Source organism: Streptomyces sp. NPDC051740, assembly GCF_044453165.1.
Classification (GTDB): domain Bacteria; phylum Actinomycetota; class Actinomycetes; order Streptomycetales; family Streptomycetaceae; genus Streptomyces; species Streptomyces atrovirens.
The window spans coordinates 93,395-110,895 of sequence record NZ_JBITCL010000013.1 but is presented as its reverse complement, the minus strand read 5'-3'; the positions used below and the strand labels follow the sequence as shown (position 1 = coordinate 110,895).

Here is a 17,501-nt window from a genome sequence, read left to right as displayed (position 1 = left end):
CCCCGCCCCCCCCCCCGCCCCGCCCGCCCCCCCCCCCCCCGCCCCCCCCCCCCCCCCCCCCCCCAAACCCGGGGGGGGGGGGGGGGGCACAAACCCCCCCCCCCCCCCCCCCCCGGCGGTTTTTTGTGCGCACTTCTGTACGCCGTGAGGGCGGCACCTCAGGGGCGCGGAGCTGTATCGACATGCGGCTCCGCCGCGTGGGCGCGACCAGCCACGGCCGGCCCGCAGCCGCCTCTCAGGTCGCACCCCTACGGTGCACCGGCGTCGAAACGCCGGACGACTTACGCTTCGCGGCGAAGCGACGGCTTGAGCTCCTTGAGCCGACCGAGCAGCCCGTTCACGAAGGAGGGCGACTCGTCCGTCGAGAACTCCTTCGCCAACTGCACCATCTCGTCGAGGACGACCGCGTCCGGGGTCTCGTCGACCCAGATCAGCTCATAGGCGCCGAGCCGAAGGATGCTGCGGTCGACGACCGGCATCCGGTCGAGCGTCCAGCCGACCGAGTACTGGGCGAGCAGCTCGTCGATGCGCTTCGCGTGCTCCGCGTAGCCCTCGACGAGCTGCATCGTGTACTCGCTCACCGGCGGCTGCCGGGTGTCGGACCGGGCGTGCCGGACCCAGTCGGCGAGGACGGTCAGGACCTCGGCGCCGCGCTGGTCGCCCTCGAAGATGATCTGGAAGGCGCGTTTGCGGGCCGTGTTGCGGGCAGCCACGGTTAGCTGTTCACCCGGCCGAGGTAGTCACTGGTACGGGTGTCGACCTTGATCTTCTCACCGGTGGTGATGAAGAGCGGGACCTGGATCTGGTGACCGGTCTCCAGCGTGGCCGGCTTGGTGCCGCCGGTGGAGCGGTCGCCCTGGACGCCCGGCTCGGTCTCCTGGATCACCAGCTCCACGGCGGCCGGGAGCTCGACGAAGAGCACCTCGCCCTCGTGCTGCGCGACGGTGGCCTCGAAGCCCTCGATGAGGAAGTTGGCGGCGTCGCCGACGGCCTTGCGGTCGACCATGAGCTGGTCGTAGGTCTCCATGTCCATGAAGACGAAGTAGTCGCCATCCATGTAGGAGAACTGCATGTCGCGCTTGTCGACGGTGGCCGTTTCGACCTTGACGCCGGCGTTGAAGGTCTTGTCGACGACCTTGCCGGAGAGCACGTTCTTGAGCTTGGTGCGCACGAAGGCCGGGCCCTTGCCGGGCTTGACGTGCTGGAACTCGACGACGGACCAGAGCTGGCCGCCTTCGAGCTTGAGCACCATGCCGTTCTTGAGGTCGTTCGTGGAAGCCACGGTTGCGGAATCTCCTGGACTGGACTGACGTGGACGACGGCCGGGGCGTGCGCCCGCGCCCAGCTCAGGGCTAGAGCGCGAGCAGCTCCTTGGTCGTGATGGTGAGTAGCTCGGGTCCGCCGTCCGCCTCGGGGCGTACGACGAGCGTGTCATCGATCCGGACTCCGCCCCGGCCCGGGAGGTGGACCCCCGGTTCGACGGTGACCGGCACACAAGCGTCCAGTTTACCCATGGCCGAGGGGGTCAATTGAGGGTCCTCGTCGATTTCGAGTCCGACACCGTGGCCGGTGAGTACGGGGAGGGCCTCGGCGTACCCGGCGGAGTCCAGTACCTGGCGGGCGGCTCGGTCCACGTCGCGGCAGGCCGCGCCGGGGACGAGGGACTCGCGTCCGGCTCTCTGCGCGGAGAAGACGAGGTCGTAGAGCTCGATCTGCCAGTCCGCGGGGGCCGTGCCGATGACGAACGTACGGCCGATCTCGCAGCGGTAACCGCGGTAGGTGGCGCCGAGGCAGACGGAGAGGAAGTCGCCCTCCTCGACGCGGCGGTCGGTGGGACGGTGTCCGGGGCGGCCGGCGTTCGGGCCGGTGGCGACGGAGGTGGGGAAGGCGGGGCCGTCGGCGCCGTGGTCGACCAGGCGGCGCTCGAGTTCGAGGGCGAGGTGGCGTTCGGTGCGGCCTACGAGGATGGACTCCAGGAGTTCGCCGAGGGCCTGGTCGGTGATCTCCGCTCCGATGCGGAGGCAGGAGATCTCCTCCTCGTCCTTGACGATGCGGAGCTGTTCGACGGCGCAGCCGATGCCGGCGAGGCGGAGGCGGGGGGCGGCGTCGCGGATCGCGCGGTGGCGGGTCACGGTGAGGTGGTGCTCCTCGACGGCGAGGGAGTCGACGCCCTGGCCGGCGGCGAGGGCGGCGGCGGCGAGGGCGGCGTCGCCGCCGGTGCCGGGGACGACGTGTACGCGCAGGGATTCGTCGGGGTGGTTCTGGGGGGAGCGGTCGTCGGGTGGGCCGGCGCATACCAGCAGGTCCTCGGTCCTGCCCAGCAGCAGCACGGCGCCTTCGGGGGCGGTGCCGGCGAGGTAGCGCACGTTTGCGGGCCGGGACACCAGCGCCGCCGCGCTGCCGCCCGCGTTGCAGCATTCCCGTAGCCGGGTGCGGCGGACCGCGTAGACCTCTGACATTCTTCGAGCGTAGGAGTGGTGGCTGGATGTCGCCGGTCGAGCGGGGCCGAGTGGGGGTGCGTCGTGGGGTCGGGGGTGCGGTGAGTCCGCCGCAGTCGGGCCCCTACCGTGCTGCCCGGTGAGCCGGGGTGGGGACCGGGTAAGCGGCGGCCTCCACCGCACCACCACACCCCACTCCCGTGCATCGGCGCCCGCGGGAGCGTCCTACCCGGCCACGGGCAGTCCCGCCCGCCGCTTCAACTGCGGACAGTCGTGCCGCCCCAGCTGCGGGCAGTCGTGCCGTTGGGGCGGCACGGATGGGTGCGGCGGCACCCCGTAAGCGCGGGCAAGCCACACCCCGCCCCGGACACCACCGACTGACGGGCAGTCGTGCCGTTGGGGCGATGGGGGGTCCCCCGCTCGAGTGGAGTCGAGAGTGGGGGAGGGTGGGCGCGGCGGCGCCCCGCTGGCGCGGGCAGGCCATACCTCGCCCCGGTCGGCTGCTGCGGCAAGGGGCGGCTACAGGAACCCCGTGTTCACCACTGCGGAGGGCTCGCTATCGCGCGGGCCAGGACGTCGTCCAGGATGCGGGCCGTTTCCGGTATGTCCAGCTGGGAGTTGTCGATGATGGGAAGACCCGAGCCGTACCAGCCGGCCATCCGGCCGTGGATACGGGCGACCTCCTCGTCGGTGAGCCGGCGATTGCCGGAACGTTCCGCGTTGCGCTCCAGGACGATGTCCAGGCCCGGGAGGAGGACCACCGGGAGCAGGCCGGGGCCCACGTGCCGCTTCCAGCCGCCGAGGCCGACGACCGGCCGGTCGGGGAAGACCGCGTCGTCGAGGATGCACGAGATCCCGTTGGCGAGGAAGTTGCGCGCCGCGAATCCGCAGGTGCGGCGCGCCAGACGGTACTGCGCCTCCGAGTGGTCGTTCCACCCGGACTGCGGGTCGGCGAACCCGGAGCGGACCCACTCGCGTACGTCGTCGAGGCTGATGTGGGCGGTCGGCACCCGGCGGTGGTCCGCCCAGTACTTGGCCACGCTCGTCTTGCCGGCACCCGCGGGGCCTATGAGCAGCACGGCGATGATCGTGCCGGCCGGGTCGGGTGCCGCGGGGGCCTGCGGTGGGCTGGGCATGGCGACCGGGCCGCCGGGCGGCAGCGGTACGTGGCCGGTGGTGTCCGGCGGCGGGGGCATCGAGGCGTGCCGCGGGCCCGCGGGGGGCGGCGGGGTGGGGCCGGGCGGAGGCGCGGGGTAACCCGGTGCCGGAGGAGGCACGGGCACGTGGGCGGAACCCTGGTGCGCTCCCGGGTGCTGGCCCGGGTGGTGTGCGGCCGGTGACCAGCCGACGGCCGGTCCGTGCCCCGGCTGATGGGGCGGCGGCAGCCGAGAACCCACTGCGTGCTGCATCCGGTGCCACTCCGTCTCGTACAGGCGATGGGGCGCTGACAGCGGGGGTGACCCGCGTGCTACCGAACGGTACCGCCCCCTGCCGTCGTTGTGTGAACGGCCGGGGGCGGTGATGAGTGCCCGGCGCTACTCCCCGACCTCGCCGTACGCGGCGAGGAGGACGGCCGGGTCCGGGCCTTCGAACACCGTGGGCCTGGCGAGGCCGTCGAGGACGATGAAGCGCAGCAGGTCGCCGCGGGACTTCTTGTCGACCTTCATGTTCTCCAGCAGCTTGGGCCACTGGTCGTAGCGGTAGTGCAGGGGAAGCCCGACCGATTCGAGGACCGTGCGGTGACGGTCCGCGGTGGCGTCGTCCAAGCGGCCCGCGAGGCGGCCCAGTTCGGCGGCGAAGTGCATGCCGACGGAGACCGCCGCACCGTGGCGCCACTTGTAGCGCTCGTTCTTCTCGATGGCGTGGCCGAGGGTGTGGCCGTAGTTCAGGATCTCGCGCAGACCCGATTCCTTCAGGTCGGACGAGACGACCTCCGCCTTGACCCGGATCGAGCGCTCGATCAGTTCCGCGGTGTGCGGGCCGGACGGGGTGCGGGCGGCCTGGGGGTCGGACTCGATGAGGTCCAGGATCACCGGGTCGGCGATGAAGCCGGCCTTGATGACCTCGGCGAGTCCGGAGACGTAGTCGTTGACCGGGAGGGAGTCCAGGGCGGCCAGGTCGCACAGGACGCCGGCGGGCGGGTGGAAGGCCCCGACGAGGTTCTTGCCCTCGGCGGTGTTGATGCCGGTCTTGCCGCCCACGGCCGCGTCCACCATGGCCAGGACGGTGGTCGGAACGGCGATCCAGCGGACCCCGCGCAGCCAGGTCGCGGCCACGAAGCCGGCCAGGTCCGTCGTGGCGCCGCCGCCCACGCCGACGATGACGTCGGTGCGGGTGAAGCCGGACTGGCCCAGCGCCTTCCAGCAGTAGGCGGCGACCTCGGCGGTCTTGGCCTCCTCCGCGTTGGGCACCTGGATGGCGACCGCCTCGTAGCCCTGCTCGGCCAGGTCGGCGCGGAGCGCGTCGCCGGTCTCGGCAAGGGCTTCCGGGTGCACGATCGCGACGCGCTTGGCCTTCTCGCCGATCAGCCCGCCGAGTTCACCCAGGAGCTGACGGCCCACCAGGACCTCGTACGGGTCGGTGCCCGCCGTGCCGCCGACGGCGATCCGCGTCACTGCCTCGCTGCTCATGCGTCCTTCAACTCCAGTGCGTTCAGGGCCGCTTCGGTGACTTCCTCGGGCGTGCGGCCGTCGGTCGGTACGACGGCCGTGGCGGCCTCCTCGTACAGGTGCCGGCGGGCCTCCATCAGCTCGCGCCACTGCTTGCGCGGGTTGACCGCGAGGAGCGGGCGGGCGGCGTTGAGGCCGGTGCGCCTGACGGCCTCCTCGACGTCCATCGAGAGGTAGACGACCCGCTGCCCGGCGAGCAGTGCGCGCGTCTCCGCGTCGAGGATCGCGCCGCCGCCGAGTGCCAGGACGCCCTCGTGCTCGGTGAGTGCCGTGCGCACCGCGCGCTTCTCGATGGCTCGGAAGGCGGGCTCGCCCTCGTCGACGAAGATGTCGGCGATGGCGCGGCCCTCGGCGGTGACGATGTCGTCGTCGGTGTCGCGGTAGGCGACGCCCAGGCGCTCGGCGAGCAGCTGCCCGACGGTGGACTTGCCCACGCCCATCGGACCGACCAGCACGATCACCGGTGAGCTCATCGGATGGCCAGGTTCTCGAGGTACGACGTCACGTTGCGGCGGGTCTCGGTGACGCTGTCGCCGCCGAACTTCTCGGCGACCGCGTCCGCGAGGACCAGGGCGACCATGGCCTCGGAGACGATGCCGGCGGCCGGCACGGCGCACACGTCGGAGCGCTGGTGGTGGGCGGCGGTCTCCTCGCCGGTGACGACGTCCACGGTCTTCAGCGCCCGCGGCACGGTCGCGATGGGCTTCATCGCCGCGCGTACGCGCAGCAGCTCACCTGTGGTCAGTCCGCCCTCGGTGCCGCCGGAGCGGCCTGACGCGCGCTTGATGCCGTCGGGGGTGGCGAGGATCTCGTCGTGCGCCTTCGAGCCGGGGACGCGGGCGAGGTCGAAGCCGTCGCCGACCTCGACGCCCTTGATCGCCTGGATGCCCATGAGGGCGGCGGCCAGGCGTGCGTCCAGGCGGCGGTCCCAGTGGACGTGGGAGCCGAGGCCGACCGGGACGCCGTACGCCAGGACCTCGACCACGCCGCCGAGGGTGTCGCCGTCCTTGTGGGCCTGGTCGATCTCCGCGACCATCGCCTTCGAGGCGTCCGCGTCCAGGCAGCGCACCGGGTCCTCGTCCAGTCGCCGCACGTCGGCGGGGGTCGGGTGGACGCCGTACGGCGCCTTCGCCGCGGCCAGCTCGACGACGTGGCTGACGATCTCGATGCCGGCCGTCTCCTTCAGGTACGACCGTGCCACCGCGCCCAGCGCCACGCGGGCGGCGGTCTCGCGGGCGGAGGCGCGCTCCAGGATCGGGCGGGCCTCGTCGAAGCCGTACTTCTGCATGCCGGCCAGGTCGGCGTGGCCGGGGCGGGGGCGGGTCAGCGGGGCATTGCGCGCCAGGCCGGCCAGCACCTCCGGGTCGACCGGGTCGGCCGCCATGACCTGCTCCCACTTCGGCCACTCGGTGTTGCCCACCATGACCGCGACCGGGGAACCGAGGGTCAGACCGTGCCGGACGCCGCCGAGGAAGGTGACCTCGTCGCGCTCGAACTTCATCCGGGCGCCGCGACCGTAGCCCAGCCGCCGCCTCGCGAGGTGGTCCGCCACCATGTCCGTGGTGATCGGTACGCCGGCGGGAAGGCCCTCCAGCGTCGCGACGAGTGCGGGACCGTGCGACTCCCCCGCGGTCAGCCAGCGCAACCTGCTCAACGGTGCTCCTCAATGCTCGCGCCCCGGTACTGCCTGCGTACACGTGTCCTCGTGTACGGCTGTGGCGTGACGGGGTGCGCGGCCCCGGTCCGCCACCTCCGATCCTCCCACGTCCGGGCCGGGTGTCCGGCCGCCGGTCCATCAGGCGGACGGGCGGGAGCACGGGCCGGGCGGTGGAGGGATCAGGCCGGGCCGCCCTCGCCCTGGCGCTGCGGGGGCGCGTAGGCGCCGAGGAAGTCGGCCCCGCTCGGCTGCGGAGCATGGGCACCCGGGTGGCCGGCGCCGCTGCCCTGCTGCTGCGGCGCGTACTGGCCCAGGTAGTCCGCCCCGCTCGGCTGCCGGGCGGTCTGCGGAGCGGGCCGGGTCCGCTGCGGGGCGTACTGGCCCAGGTAGTCCGCGCCACTGCCCTGGCCGTACCGGGCCGCCGCGTGGATCGGCTGACCGTTGCGGACGGCGCGGCGGTACGCGATCTTGCGCTTGATCTTGACGACCCAGGACGCGACGACGGCGAGCACGATCAGGGCCAGCACTGTGATCTGCACCCAGTCGGGCAGAAAGCCCAGCACGGACTCGAATATCTGGGACTTCACCGACGCCAGCGGCATGCCTGCGGACATGGAACGCGTTCCCCTCCCCTGTTCCGCCCCCTGCGGAACCGAGGGTGGATCCTAGCGGGCCGCGAGAGCCCGCTCCCCCGCTTTTCGCATCGCGTCCAGCGGGGCCGGTGAACGCCCCGTCATCTGCTCCACCTGGAGCACCGCCTGGTGCACCAGCAGGTCCAGTCCGCTGACCACGGCGCCCCCGTACGCCGACCAGCGGGCGGCGAGAACGGTCGGCCACGGGTCGTAGAGCACGTCGAAGAGGGCCGTGGGGCGTTCCGGGACGGCCTTGGCGAGGGTGTCCGTGACGCCGGCCGGAGTGGTGCTGACGACCAGCGGGGCGTGCAGGGCCTGCTCGACGTCGTCCCAGGCGGCGATGCGCACCGCGACGTCGAGCCGCTCGGCCCACTCCCGCATCTCCGCCGCACGGGCCTCGCTGCGGACATGAACGGTGACCTCGCCCGAGCAGATCCGGGCCAGTGCGGCCAGCGCGGAGGAGGCGGTGGCACCCGCGCCGATGATGGCGGCGGACTCCACCTTGTCGATGCCGTGCTCGCGCAGGGCGGCGACCATCCCGGGGATGTCGGTGTTGTCGCCGGTCCGGCGGCCGTCCGGCGTGAGGACGACCGTGTTGACCGCCTCGACGGACGTCGCGGTCTCGCTGACCGAGTCGAGCAGCGGGATCACCGCCCGCTTCAGCGGCATGGTCAGCGACAGCCCCGCCCACTCGGTGCCGAGCGTGTCGAAGAAGCCGGGCAGGGACGTCTCGTCGACCTCGAAACGGTCGTACGTCCAGCCTTCCAGGCCCAGCTCGGCGTAGGCGGTGCGGTGCAGCACCGGGGAGAGGGAGTGGGTGATCGGGGAGCCGAGTACGGCGGCTCTGCGGGCGGCGGGCATCAGTTGTCCCTCGACGCGTTGAACTTGTCGACGAGCTTCTGGTGCTCGTCGATGGTCCTGGCGAACTCGGTCTCGTGCATGCCGTCCGTGGCCACGAAGTACATCCAGCCGTCGCTCGTCGGGTTCAGCGCGGCCTGCAGCGCCTCCTCGCCCGGGTTGCCGATCGGGCCGGGCGGCAGACCCTTGTTGGTGTACGTGTTGTACGGGTCGGGGTTGCTGTTGATCTCGGACTCGGAGATGTCGATCTCGCTCTGGCCCAGGAGGTAGTTGAAGCTCGAGTCGAACTGCAGCTCCTGGTTCGTCTCGGTGTTGGTGGGCTTGAGGCGGTTGTAGATGACCTCGGACATCTTGCGGAAGTCGTCGTGGGTCTTGCCCTCCGCCTGGACCAGGCTCGCGACCGTCACCAGCTCCCACGGCCCTTCGAGACCGAGGCTCTCGGCCTTCCCCTCGAAGTCCAGCTCCTCGTACTTCTCGGTGGCACGAGCCACCATCTGTTTCAGCACGTCCTCGGGTTTCTGACCCTTGGCGACGGCATAGCTGGACGGGTAGAGGAAGCCCTCCAGCGGATCCTTGACGTCCTCGTGGTTCACGGCCCAGTCGGGCAGGCCGAGGGTCTTCCACTTGGTCTCGGCGACCTTGGCCGTGGTGCCCGCGTCCACCTTGAGGCGCTTGTCGATGAGCTCGTAGACGGCGTTGTTGCGCTTGCCCTCGGCGATGATCAGGTTGTCGCGGCTCTTCGGGCTGAGCATCAGTTCGACCGCGCTCGCGGCCGACATCTCCTTCTCCAGCGTGTACACGCCGTCCTGGATGTTCTTGCCCTGCGGGTTGGCCGCCTGGGCCGCGACGAAGGCGTCGACGCTCTTGACCACGCCCATCTTCTTGAGCTCCTGGCCGATGGCGTAACCGCCGGAGTCCTTGGGGATCGTGACGGTCACCTGCTCGCCGTTGCCGGCCCCCGCGAAGTCCGGGGCGCTGCCGAAACGATCCTGGTAGAACTGGTAGCCGAAGTAGCCGACACCGGCGAGGCCGCCGCCGAAGACCACGACCACGACGAGACAGGCCATGCCGCTGCGTCGCTTCTTCTCCTTGCCGCCCCGGCCCCGGCGCTCACCGCGCCCGCTCCGGTCCTCCGGCTCCTCGTCGGGGCCGTCGTCGTCGTTGCCGCCCGCGAAGAACGCGTGTTCGCCCTCGTCGGGGCCCGGGTCCCAGTCCGTCTGCGGCTCGGGTTCGGCGCGGCGGCGGCCGGGCGGTTCGGGCGGCGGGTAGGCGTCGGGGGTGCCGTACTGGTCGGGCTGCTCCCCGCCGTACGTCCCGGCCTGCTGCGCGTACGGGTCCTGCGGGCCCGCCACGTACGGGTCCTGCGGGCCGGCCGCGTAGGGGTCCTGCGGGTAGGAGCCCGTGGGCCAGCCGTTCTGGTCGTACTGCGGCTGTTGCTGCTGAGGGGCGTACTGCTGCTGGTCGTACTGCGGCTGTTGCTGCTGGTCGTACTGCGGGTACTGCTGCCCGCCGTACCCGTGCTGCTCGCCGGTGCCCCAGTCGCCGTACTGCTGCTGCGTCTGCGGCTGCTGCGGATAGTGCTGTGGCTGGCCGCCGTAGGGGGACTGCCGACCCTGCTGGGTCTGCTGTCCGCCCCATCCGCCGTCCCCGTACAACGGGTCGTCCGGATGCCACGGTTCGGAGCCTTGGCCCCGGCCATACTCAGTCATCGATCCCCTAGAGCCGCGAGGCGGCGGTCGCCCGGCCACCTGAAGACCACGGCTCCCGTACCGCCTCTCTCTGTGCGGCGGCTGTTCGAACACCGTCCGCATCGCGCGGAACGTTACCGTATCGCGATCAGATGACCACTTCGACGCCCTCACCGGGTGGCCTGCCTGACACCCGTTCGGATTCCAGTGCCTGCTGAAGGATGATCACAGCGGCCGCCTGGTCGATGACGGAACGTCCCTTCTTGGACTTCACGCCCGAGGCGCGCAGTCCCTGACTCGCCGTCACCGTCGTCATGCGTTCGTCGACGAGTCGCACCGGAACGGGAGTGATCATACGGGCCAGCTCCTGCGCGAAGCGCCTGACCTTGGCCGCGGCCGGGCCCTCGCCCCCCTTGAGGGAGCGGGGGAGACCGACGACGACCTCGATCGGCTCGTACTCCCCGACGAGCTGCCGCAGCCTGCGGTGGGCGGCGGGGACGTCCCGGCCGGGGACGGTCTCGACCGGCGTGGCGAGGATCCCGTCGGGGTCGCACGAGGCGACCCCGATGCGGGCGTCCCCGACGTCGATCGCGAGACGGCGGCCGCGGCGCATCACCGGGCCGCCCGTCTGCTCGTTCACCGGGTCGTTCACTTGGCGGTGTCCGCCACGAGCCGCTCGACGGCGTCGACGGCCTCGCCGATGGCGGCCGGGTTCTGGCCGCCGCCCTGGGCGACGTCCGGCTTGCCGCCGCCGCCGCCGCCGAGGGTCTTGGCGGCCGTGCGGACCAGTTCACCGGCCTTGAGGCCGCGCTCGCGGGCGGCGTCGTTGGTGGCGATGACCGTCAGCGGCTTGCCGTTGTTCACGGTGAACAGGGCGACGACGACGGCCCGGCCGCCCTGGATGCGGCCCCGCACGTCGAGGACCAGCTTGCGCAGGTCGTCCGGCGTGGTGCCGTCGGGGACCTGGCCGGTGACGACGGCGACGCCGCGGACGTCCTTGGCGGACTCGGCGAGACCGGCGGCGGCCTGGAGCACCTTCTCGGCGCGGAACCTCTCGATCTCCTTCTCGGCGTCCTTCAGCTTGCCGAGCATGGCGGAGACCTTCTCCGGAAGCTCCTCCGGGCGGCCCTTGATCAGCTCCTGGAGCTGGGCGACGACCGTGTGCTCACGGGCGAGGAAGTTGTAGGCGTCCACGCCGACCAGGGCCTCGATGCGGCGCACACCGGAGCCGATGGAGGACTCGCCGAGCAGCTTCACCAGGCCGAGCTGGGCGGTGTTGTGCACGTGGGTGCCGCCGCACAGCTCCTTGGAGAAGTCGCCGATGGTGACGACGCGCACGCGCTCGCCGTACTTCTCGCCGAACTCGGCGATGGCGCCCTGCTTCTTGGCCTCGTCGATGCCCATGACGTCGGCGCGCACGTCGAGGTCGCGGGCGAGCACCTCGTTGATCTTCTGCTCGACGTCGGTCATCACGGCCGTCGGTACGGCGGACGGGGAGCCGAAGTCGAAGCGGAAGCGGCCGGGCTGGTTCTCGGAACCGGCCTGGGCGGCCGTCGGACCGAGGGCGTCGCGCAGCGCCTGGTGGGTGAGGTGGGTGGCCGAGTGGGCGCGGGCGATGGCCGTACGGCGGCGGCCGTCGATGGAGGCCTGGGCCTTGGCGCCGACGGTGACCTCGCCGAACTGGACGACGCCCTTGTGGACGTACACGCCCGGGACCGGCTTCTGGCAGTCGCGGATCTCGATGACGGCACCGGTGTCGACCTTGATGCGGCCGGTGTCGCCGATCTGGCCGCCGCCCTCGGCGTAGAACGGGGTGCGGTCGAGGACGATCTCGACCTCGTCGCCCTCGGTGGCGGCCGGGGAGGAGGCGCCGTCGACGAGGATGCCGACGATCGTGGACTCGCTCTCGGTGTCGGTGTAGCCGACGAAGTCGGTGGCGCCGGCCTTGTCGGCGATCTCCCGGTAGGCGCCGGCGCCGGCGTGGCCGGTCTTCTTGGCCTGGGCGTCGGCCTTGGCGCGCTCCCGCTGCTCCTTCATCAGGCGGCGGAAGCCGTCCTCGTCCACGGAGAGCCCCTGCTCGGCGGCCATCTCCAGGGTGAGGTCGATCGGGAAGCCCCAGGTGTCGTGGAGCAGGAAGGCCTTGTCGCCGGCGAGGACGGTGCCGCCGGAGGCCTTGGTGTCGCTGACGGCGGTGTCGAGGATGTTGGTGCCGGCCTTCAGCGTCTTGAGGAAGGCGTTCTCCTCGGCGAGGGCCACCTTCTCGATGCGCTCGCGGTCGGTGACGAGCTCCGGGTACTGCCGGCCCATCATGCCGATGACGACGTCGATCAGGTCCTTGACGACCGGACCGGTGGCACCGAGCAGGCGCATGTTGCGGATGGCGCGGCGCATGATGCGGCGCAGCACGTAGCCACGGCCCTCGTTGCCGGGGGTGACGCCGTCGCCGATGAGCATGACGGACGTACGCATGTGGTCGGTGACCACGCGCAGGGAGACGTCGGAGGCCTGGGCGTCGCCGTAGGCCACGCCGGTGAGCTCGGTGGCCTTGTCGATCACGGCCATGGAGGTGTCGATCTCGTACATGTTCTGCACGCCCTGCAGAATCATGGCGAGCCGCTCGAAGCCCAGACCCGTGTCGATGTTCTTGCTCGGCAGGTCGCCGAGGATCTCGAAGTCGTCCTTGCCGGTGCCCTCGCCCCGCTCGTACTGCATGAAGACGAGGTTCCAGATCTCCACGTACCGCTCGTCGTTGACGGCGGGGCCGCCCTCGACGCCGAACTCGGGGCCGCGGTCGTAGTTGATCTCGGAGCAGGGGCCGCAGGGGCCGGGGACGCCCATGGACCAGAAGTTGTCCTTCTTGCCCAGGCGCTGGATGCGCTCGGCCGGCACGCCGACGACGTCGCGCCAGATCTGCTCGGCCTCGTCGTCGTCCTGGTAGACGGTGATCCACAGGCGCTCGGGGTCGAGGCCGTAACCGCCCTGGTCCCGGGTGCTGGTGAGCAGCTCCCAGGCAAGCTTGATGGCGCCTTCCTTGAAGTAGTCGCCGAAGGAGAAGTTGCCGCACATCTGGAAGAACGTGCCGTGGCGGGTGGTCTTGCCGACCTCTTCGATGTCCGGCGTGCGCACGCACTTCTGCACGCTGGTGGCGCGGTCGAAGGGCGGCTTGACCTCGCCCAGGAAGTAGGGCTTGAAGGGCACCATGCCGGCCGGGACGAGCAGCAGAGTCGGGTCGTCCGCGATGAGCGACGCCGACGGGACGACGGTGTGCCCGCGCTCCTCGAAGAAGCTCAGCCAGCGGCGGCGGATCTCGGCCGACTCCATCAGTGGTCCTCATTCCGGTTGTACGGGTACGTCGGGTACGTCTGCTGCGTCGGCTTCCGCGCCGGGCCCTCGACGTACTTGGGGGTGTTGCGGTTCTCGATGACGGCGTAGCCGCGGGGCGCGGGGAGTTCGCGGTCGACGGGGGTGTTGAGCCCGAGCGCGTCGCCCAGTTCGGCCTCCCGCCGGGCCATGTTGTCGCGGACCTCGAGCGCGAAGTCCACCGCACGGTCCTTGAGCCGGCCGCCGGCCTCGATCGCCTTGTTCGCCGCGGTGACGGCGAGGTGCTCGGGCGTCAGCTGCTTGATCTTGCGGTTGACCTTGGTGGTGGCCCACACGCCGGCGGCGACGCCGGTGGTGAACCAGAACGTTCGGCGGAACATCGCTGGGTCAGTCCCTCTTTCCCCGGGTCCGCTTTTCCCGCCGCGCGCCCGGGACGGTGCGGCCCACGATCACGTCACGCCTCGGCTCCCTGGCCGGGGCGTCGTCCTTGCGGCCGCTGACGGCGCGGCGCACGCCGTAACCGAAGGCGGCGACCTTGACCAGGGGGCCGCCGAAGGTGGAGGCCACGGTGGTCGACAGCGCGGAGGCGTTGGAGGTGACCTCCTGGACGTCGGAGGCGATCGCGTCGACCCGTTCGATCTGGGTCTGCGCGGAACGCACCGCCGCCGAGGCGTCCGCCAGCAGGGGGACGGCCTGGTCGGTCACGTCCGCCACGAGCTTGGTGGTCGCCCGGAGCGTCTGGGCCAGCCTCGCCAGCGCGACGGCGAGGAAGGAGACCAGGATCGCCCAGAACACGGCCACCAGGATTCCGGCCACCTCGCCACCGGACACTGTGTGCACCCGCTCCCTTGAAACGCGCCTGAACATCGAGAAAGTCGTGGGTCGAGCCTATCGCGCCGGTGACGGGACTCCGTACCGGATTACCGTCCGCCACCGGTGGAGTCGCGGGAAGCGACGACGAACCCGCCGCCTCGCCCGCCCGGAGGGGCGGGGAGACGGCGGGTTCGGGATACCGCGCGCCTGCTGGGGTCAGCGGGCGTAGTACTCGACGACGAGCTGCTCGTCGCAGATCACCGGGATCTCCTTGCGGTTCGGCTCACGGTCCAGGCGGAACGCCAGGGACTTGAGGTTCACCTGGAGGTAGCGCGGGGTCTCACCGTCGGGGGCGAAGCCGCCTTCACGGGCGATCGTGAAGAGGGTCTTCTCCTTGCTGCGGTCGCGGACCTGCACGACGTCGTCCGGGCGGACACGGAAGGAGGGCTTGTCGACCTTCTTGCCGTTGACCTGGATGTGGCCGTGGACGACCATCTGGCGGGCCTGGTAGATCGTGCGGGCGATGCCCGAACGCAGGACCAGCGCGTCGAGGCGCCGCTCCAGCTCCACGATCAGGGCCTCACCGGTCTTGCCCTGCACCTTGGAGGCACGCTCGTAGGCGCGCACCAGCTGGCGCTCGGAGAGGTCGTACTGCGCGCGCAGACGCTGCTTCTCCAGCAGACGGACCTTGTAGTCCGAGTTCTGCTTGCGGCCGCGGCCGTGCTCACCCGGCGGGTAGGGGCGGGCCTCGAAGTACTTGACGGCCTTCGGGGTCAGCGCGATGCCGAGGGCACGCGACTTCTTGACCTTGGGGCGGGACTGGTTCGCCACTTCTCTTCCTTTTCCTTTTCGGCTGCCTCAGGGTTACGGGAGGTCGCATCCGCAGCCGGGGAATTCCCATCGGGTCCGTGAGGACCTGACGGGCAGCCGCTCCCCTGGTCTGGGCACATACGTGCAGCACACGAACGGCCCACCGACCGGTCCCGGGACTTACGGGGGGGGTGGTGGGCTGCCCGCGACACCTACGACGGTGCGCGACGCTCCTGGATCGAAGGATCCGGCTGGGTGTCCCGCCTGAGGCGCCGACCGGAGCCGGACACGGGACTCAGCACTCCTGCAGAGTCTACAGGGTGGTCAGGACCGCTTCCGACCGAGGTGCTTCCTGGTCCACTCCACCGCGTCCGCGTACCGCGCCTCCGCGCCGTGCCGGGTGGGCTCGTAGTACGCGCGGTCCTTCAGGGCGTCCGGCGCGTACTGCTGTTCGGCGATGCCCTCGGGCAGGTCGTGCGGGTAGGTGTAGCCCTTGCCGTGCCCGAGCTTGGTCGCGCCCTTGTAGTGGCTGTCCCGGAGGTGGGACGGCACGGGACCGGCCAGTCCCTTGCGTACGTCGTCCAGGGCGGCGCCGATCGCGGTGGTGGCGGCGTTGGACTTGGGGGCGAGGGCGAGGGCGATGGTGGCGTGGCTGAGGGTGAGGGCGGCCTCGGGGAAGCCGATCATGGCGACGGCCTGGGCGGCGGCGACGGCGATCGGCAGCGCGTTCGGGTCGGCGAGGCCGATGTCCTCACTGGCGGAGATCATCAGGCGGCGGGCGATGAAGCGGGGGTCCTCGCCGGCCTCGACCATGCGGGCCAGGTAGTGCAGGGCGGCGTCCACGTCGGAGCCGCGGATGGACTTGATCAGCGCGCTGGCGACGTCGTAGTGCTGGTCGCCGTCGCGGTCGTACTTCACCGCGGCCCGGTCGACCGTCTCCTCCAGCGTGGCCAGGGTGATCGCCGCCTCGCCCTTGTCGAGCGCGGCCCCCGCGGCGGCCTCCAGGGCGGTGAGCGCGCGGCGGGCGTCGCCGCCCGCGATGCGCAGGAAGTGGTTCTCGGTGTCCTCGGGGAGGGTGACGGCGCCCTTCAGGCCCCGCTCGTCGGTGAGGGCGCGCTTCAGCAGGTCCCGGATGTCGTCGTCGGTGAGGGGTTCGAGGGTGAGGAGGAGGGAGCGGGAGAGCAGCGGGGAGATGACCGAGAAGTAGGGGTTCTCGGTGGTCGCGGCGATCAGGGTGACCCAGCGGTTCTCCACGGCCGGGAGCAGGGAGTCCTGCTGGGCCTTGCTGAAGCGGTGGATCTCGTCGAGGAAGAGGACGGTCTCCTGGCCGTACCCGCCGGAGGCGCGGCGGGCGCCGTCGATGACCGCGCGGACCTCCTTGACGCCCGCGGTGATCGCCGACAGCTCGACGAAGCGCTTGTTGGTGGCCTTGGAGACGACGTAGGCCAGGGTCGTCTTTCCGGTGCCGGGCGGGCCCCAGAGGATCACCGAGGAGGGTCCCGCGGGGCCCGAGGCGCCCTCGCCCACCAGTCTGCGCAGGGGGGAGCCCGGCTTCAGCAGGTGCTGCTGGCCCAGCACCTCGTCGAGGGTGCGCGGGCGCATCCGGACCGCCAGGGGGCTGCCGGTCGGGTCCTTCTCCTGGCGTTCTTCTGCTGCGGCGGTGAACAGGTCGGGCTCCACGCTGAAACCCTAAAGCACCGCACCGACAGCCCGGGGCGGGCGGTCAGCTGGTCCAGAACTCCCACCAGCGGGTCAGGATCAGCATGCCGATGATGCCGATGTGCAGGACCGGCATGACCCAGGTGAACTCGCCGAAGAAGCCCTTCAGCCAGCCGGGGGCGGGCAGGAAGCCCTGGCGGATGTTGAACGACGTCACGTACCAGAACATGATGATCGTGGCGACCCAGGCCAGGCAGCACCACAGGCACAGGGCGTTGATCCGGTACAGGGACTGGAACATCAGCCAGGCGCAGAACACGGTGCCGAAGAGGGTGCCCGCGTTGAAGGTGAGCCAGTACCAGCGCGGGAAGCGGGCCCGGGCGAGCAGGCTCATGCCGACGCAGACGACGATGCCGTAGGTGACGAGGCCGAGCATCGGGTTGGGGAAGCCGAAGACGGAGGCCTGGTCGCTCTCCATGACGCTGCCGCAGGAGACGACGGGGTTGAGGCTGCACCCGGGGACGAACGTCTCGCCCTTGACCTTGGCCTCGAGCAGTTTGAACTTGTCGAGCGTGATCACCCACGCGGCGAGCACGCCGGCGGCGCCGGTGATCACCAGGAGCAGGGCGAAGGCCCGGCTCGCGCCCTCCGTGCGCGGCGCGGAGGCGGCCGGCTGCGGTGCGGCCGAGGGTTCGGGATCCATGTCGACGTCCCTGACTGTCGTCTTGCTCATCACGCCGATTCCGTCACTGGGGAGTGTGGACCTGCTTCGGGCAGGGGCCATTGTGCCGTACGGGGCTGTGGGTCCGCCGTTGTGCGGACATAAGTGCGTACCGGCGTTCGCCCGTGAGCGTGCGGTTTCGGCCGATGTCCTGGGGACGGTCGCGGATGCGCTCCGTCCAGGATCATCCGACCGGGTGAAGCCGCCCGTAGGCGTTGACGGCGAAGGCGCCGGT

Annotated in this window: 17 protein-coding genes; all 17 read right to left on the bottom strand. The window is 71.2% G+C overall.

What is annotated here, in order from left to right; genetic code table 11:
• Window positions 1–281: 281 nt before the first annotated feature.
• Window positions 282–713, bottom strand: a complete 432-nt coding sequence (gene nusB, locus ACIA6T_RS22385; RefSeq protein WP_030832816.1) for a transcription antitermination factor NusB — start codon at window positions 711–713, stop codon at window positions 282–284.
• Window positions 714–715: 2 nt separating this feature from the next.
• Complete coding sequence (gene efp / locus ACIA6T_RS22380) at window positions 716–1,282, bottom strand: elongation factor P (protein ID WP_385057328.1); 567 nt, start codon at window positions 1,280–1,282, stop codon at window positions 716–718.
• Window positions 1,283–1,352: 70 nt separating this feature from the next.
• Complete coding sequence (locus ACIA6T_RS22375; RefSeq protein WP_399448216.1) at window positions 1,353–2,459, bottom strand: aminopeptidase P family protein; 1,107 nt, start codon at window positions 2,457–2,459, stop codon at window positions 1,353–1,355.
• A gap of 515 nt (window positions 2,460–2,974) precedes the next feature.
• Entirely contained in the window at window positions 2,975–3,847 is an 873-nt protein-coding gene (locus ACIA6T_RS22370) for a Pro-rich N-terminal domain-containing protein (protein ID WP_399448215.1), read from the bottom strand.
• 126 nt (window positions 3,848–3,973) lie between these two features.
• A complete protein-coding gene (gene aroB / locus ACIA6T_RS22365) occupies window positions 3,974–5,068 on the bottom strand; it encodes a 3-dehydroquinate synthase (RefSeq protein ID WP_399448214.1) in 1,095 nt (364 codons plus the stop codon).
• Window positions 5,065–5,580 carry a shikimate kinase gene (locus ACIA6T_RS22360; RefSeq protein WP_399448213.1) on the bottom strand — a complete coding sequence of 172 codons (516 nt, stop codon included), beginning with the start codon at window positions 5,578–5,580 and terminating at the stop codon, window positions 5,065–5,067. The genes aroB and ACIA6T_RS22360 overlap by 4 nt, the downstream gene beginning before the upstream one ends.
• The gene (gene aroC / locus ACIA6T_RS22355; RefSeq protein WP_399448212.1) at window positions 5,577–6,761 is read right to left on the bottom strand and encodes a chorismate synthase; all 1,185 of its coding nucleotides are present in this window, start codon (window positions 6,759–6,761) and stop codon (window positions 5,577–5,579) included. The genes ACIA6T_RS22360 and aroC overlap by 4 nt, the downstream gene beginning before the upstream one ends.
• 182 nt (window positions 6,762–6,943) lie before the next feature.
• On the bottom strand, window positions 6,944–7,378 hold the full coding sequence (locus tag ACIA6T_RS22350; protein WP_399448211.1) for a hypothetical protein: 435 nt from the start codon (window positions 7,376–7,378) through the stop codon (window positions 6,944–6,946).
• A 51-nt stretch (window positions 7,379–7,429) separates the two neighbouring features.
• Window positions 7,430–8,257 (bottom strand): shikimate dehydrogenase, encoded by an 828-nt coding sequence (locus ACIA6T_RS22345; protein WP_399448210.1) that lies wholly within the window; start codon window positions 8,255–8,257, stop codon window positions 7,430–7,432.
• Window positions 8,257–9,963 (bottom strand): endolytic transglycosylase MltG, encoded by a 1,707-nt coding sequence (mltG, locus tag ACIA6T_RS22340; RefSeq protein ID WP_399448209.1) that lies wholly within the window; start codon window positions 9,961–9,963, stop codon window positions 8,257–8,259. The genes ACIA6T_RS22345 and mltG overlap by 1 nt, the downstream gene beginning before the upstream one ends.
• A gap of 127 nt (window positions 9,964–10,090) precedes the next feature.
• On the bottom strand, window positions 10,091–10,555 hold the full coding sequence (gene ruvX / locus ACIA6T_RS22335; protein ID WP_399448295.1) for a Holliday junction resolvase RuvX: 465 nt from the start codon (window positions 10,553–10,555) through the stop codon (window positions 10,091–10,093).
• 35 nt (window positions 10,556–10,590) lie between these two features.
• Window positions 10,591–13,263: an alanine--tRNA ligase gene (gene alaS / locus ACIA6T_RS22330; protein ID WP_399448208.1), complete on the bottom strand. Its 2,673-nt coding sequence runs from the start codon at window positions 13,261–13,263 to the stop codon at window positions 10,591–10,593.
• On the bottom strand, window positions 13,263–13,643 hold the full coding sequence (locus ACIA6T_RS22325) for a hypothetical protein (RefSeq protein WP_399448207.1): 381 nt from the start codon (window positions 13,641–13,643) through the stop codon (window positions 13,263–13,265). Before ACIA6T_RS22325 ends, alaS begins: the two co-directional genes overlap by 1 nt.
• 7 nt (window positions 13,644–13,650) lie before the next feature.
• Entirely contained in the window at window positions 13,651–14,103 is a 453-nt protein-coding gene (locus ACIA6T_RS22320) for a DUF948 domain-containing protein (RefSeq protein ID WP_399448206.1), read from the bottom strand.
• Between the two features lie 189 nt (window positions 14,104–14,292).
• A complete protein-coding gene (rpsD, locus tag ACIA6T_RS22315; RefSeq protein ID WP_385057350.1) occupies window positions 14,293–14,907 on the bottom strand; it encodes a 30S ribosomal protein S4 in 615 nt (204 codons plus the stop codon).
• A 303-nt stretch (window positions 14,908–15,210) separates the two neighbouring features.
• A complete protein-coding gene (locus tag ACIA6T_RS22310; protein WP_399448205.1) occupies window positions 15,211–16,566 on the bottom strand; it encodes a replication-associated recombination protein A in 1,356 nt (451 codons plus the stop codon).
• A gap of 43 nt (window positions 16,567–16,609) precedes the next feature.
• The gene (locus ACIA6T_RS22305) at window positions 16,610–17,278 is read right to left on the bottom strand and encodes a vitamin K epoxide reductase family protein (RefSeq protein ID WP_399448204.1); all 669 of its coding nucleotides are present in this window, start codon (window positions 17,276–17,278) and stop codon (window positions 16,610–16,612) included.
• Between the last annotated feature and the right edge of the window lie 223 nt (window positions 17,279–17,501).

Excerpts from the sequence above, each read along its gene's own strand:
- ACIA6T_RS22375 (WP_399448216.1), bottom strand. The coding sequence starts at position 2,459 with ATGTCAGAGGTCTACGCGGTCCGCCGCACCCGGCTACGGGAATGCTGC.
- ACIA6T_RS22370 (WP_399448215.1), bottom strand. The coding sequence starts at position 3,847 with ATGCAGCACGCAGTGGGTTCTCGGCTGCCGCCGCCCCATCAGCCGGGG.
- aroB (WP_399448214.1), bottom strand. The coding sequence starts at position 5,068 with ATGAGCAGCGAGGCAGTGACGCGGATCGCCGTCGGCGGCACGGCGGGC.
- ACIA6T_RS22360 (WP_399448213.1), bottom strand. The coding sequence starts at position 5,580 with ATGAGCTCACCGGTGATCGTGCTGGTCGGTCCGATGGGCGTGGGCAAG.
- ACIA6T_RS22350 (WP_399448211.1), bottom strand. The coding sequence starts at position 7,378 with ATGTCCGCAGGCATGCCGCTGGCGTCGGTGAAGTCCCAGATATTCGAG.
- ACIA6T_RS22345 (WP_399448210.1), bottom strand. The coding sequence starts at position 8,257 with ATGCCCGCCGCCCGCAGAGCCGCCGTACTCGGCTCCCCGATCACCCAC.
- mltG (WP_399448209.1), bottom strand. The coding sequence starts at position 9,963 with ATGACTGAGTATGGCCGGGGCCAAGGCTCCGAACCGTGGCATCCGGAC.
- ruvX (WP_399448295.1), bottom strand. The coding sequence starts at position 10,555 with ATGCGCCGCGGCCGCCGTCTCGCGATCGACGTCGGGGACGCCCGCATC.
- alaS (WP_399448208.1), bottom strand. The coding sequence starts at position 13,263 with ATGGAGTCGGCCGAGATCCGCCGCCGCTGGCTGAGCTTCTTCGAGGAG.
- ACIA6T_RS22325 (WP_399448207.1), bottom strand. The coding sequence starts at position 13,643 with ATGTTCCGCCGAACGTTCTGGTTCACCACCGGCGTCGCCGCCGGCGTG.
- ACIA6T_RS22305 (WP_399448204.1), bottom strand. The coding sequence starts at position 17,278 with ATGAGCAAGACGACAGTCAGGGACGTCGACATGGATCCCGAACCCTCG.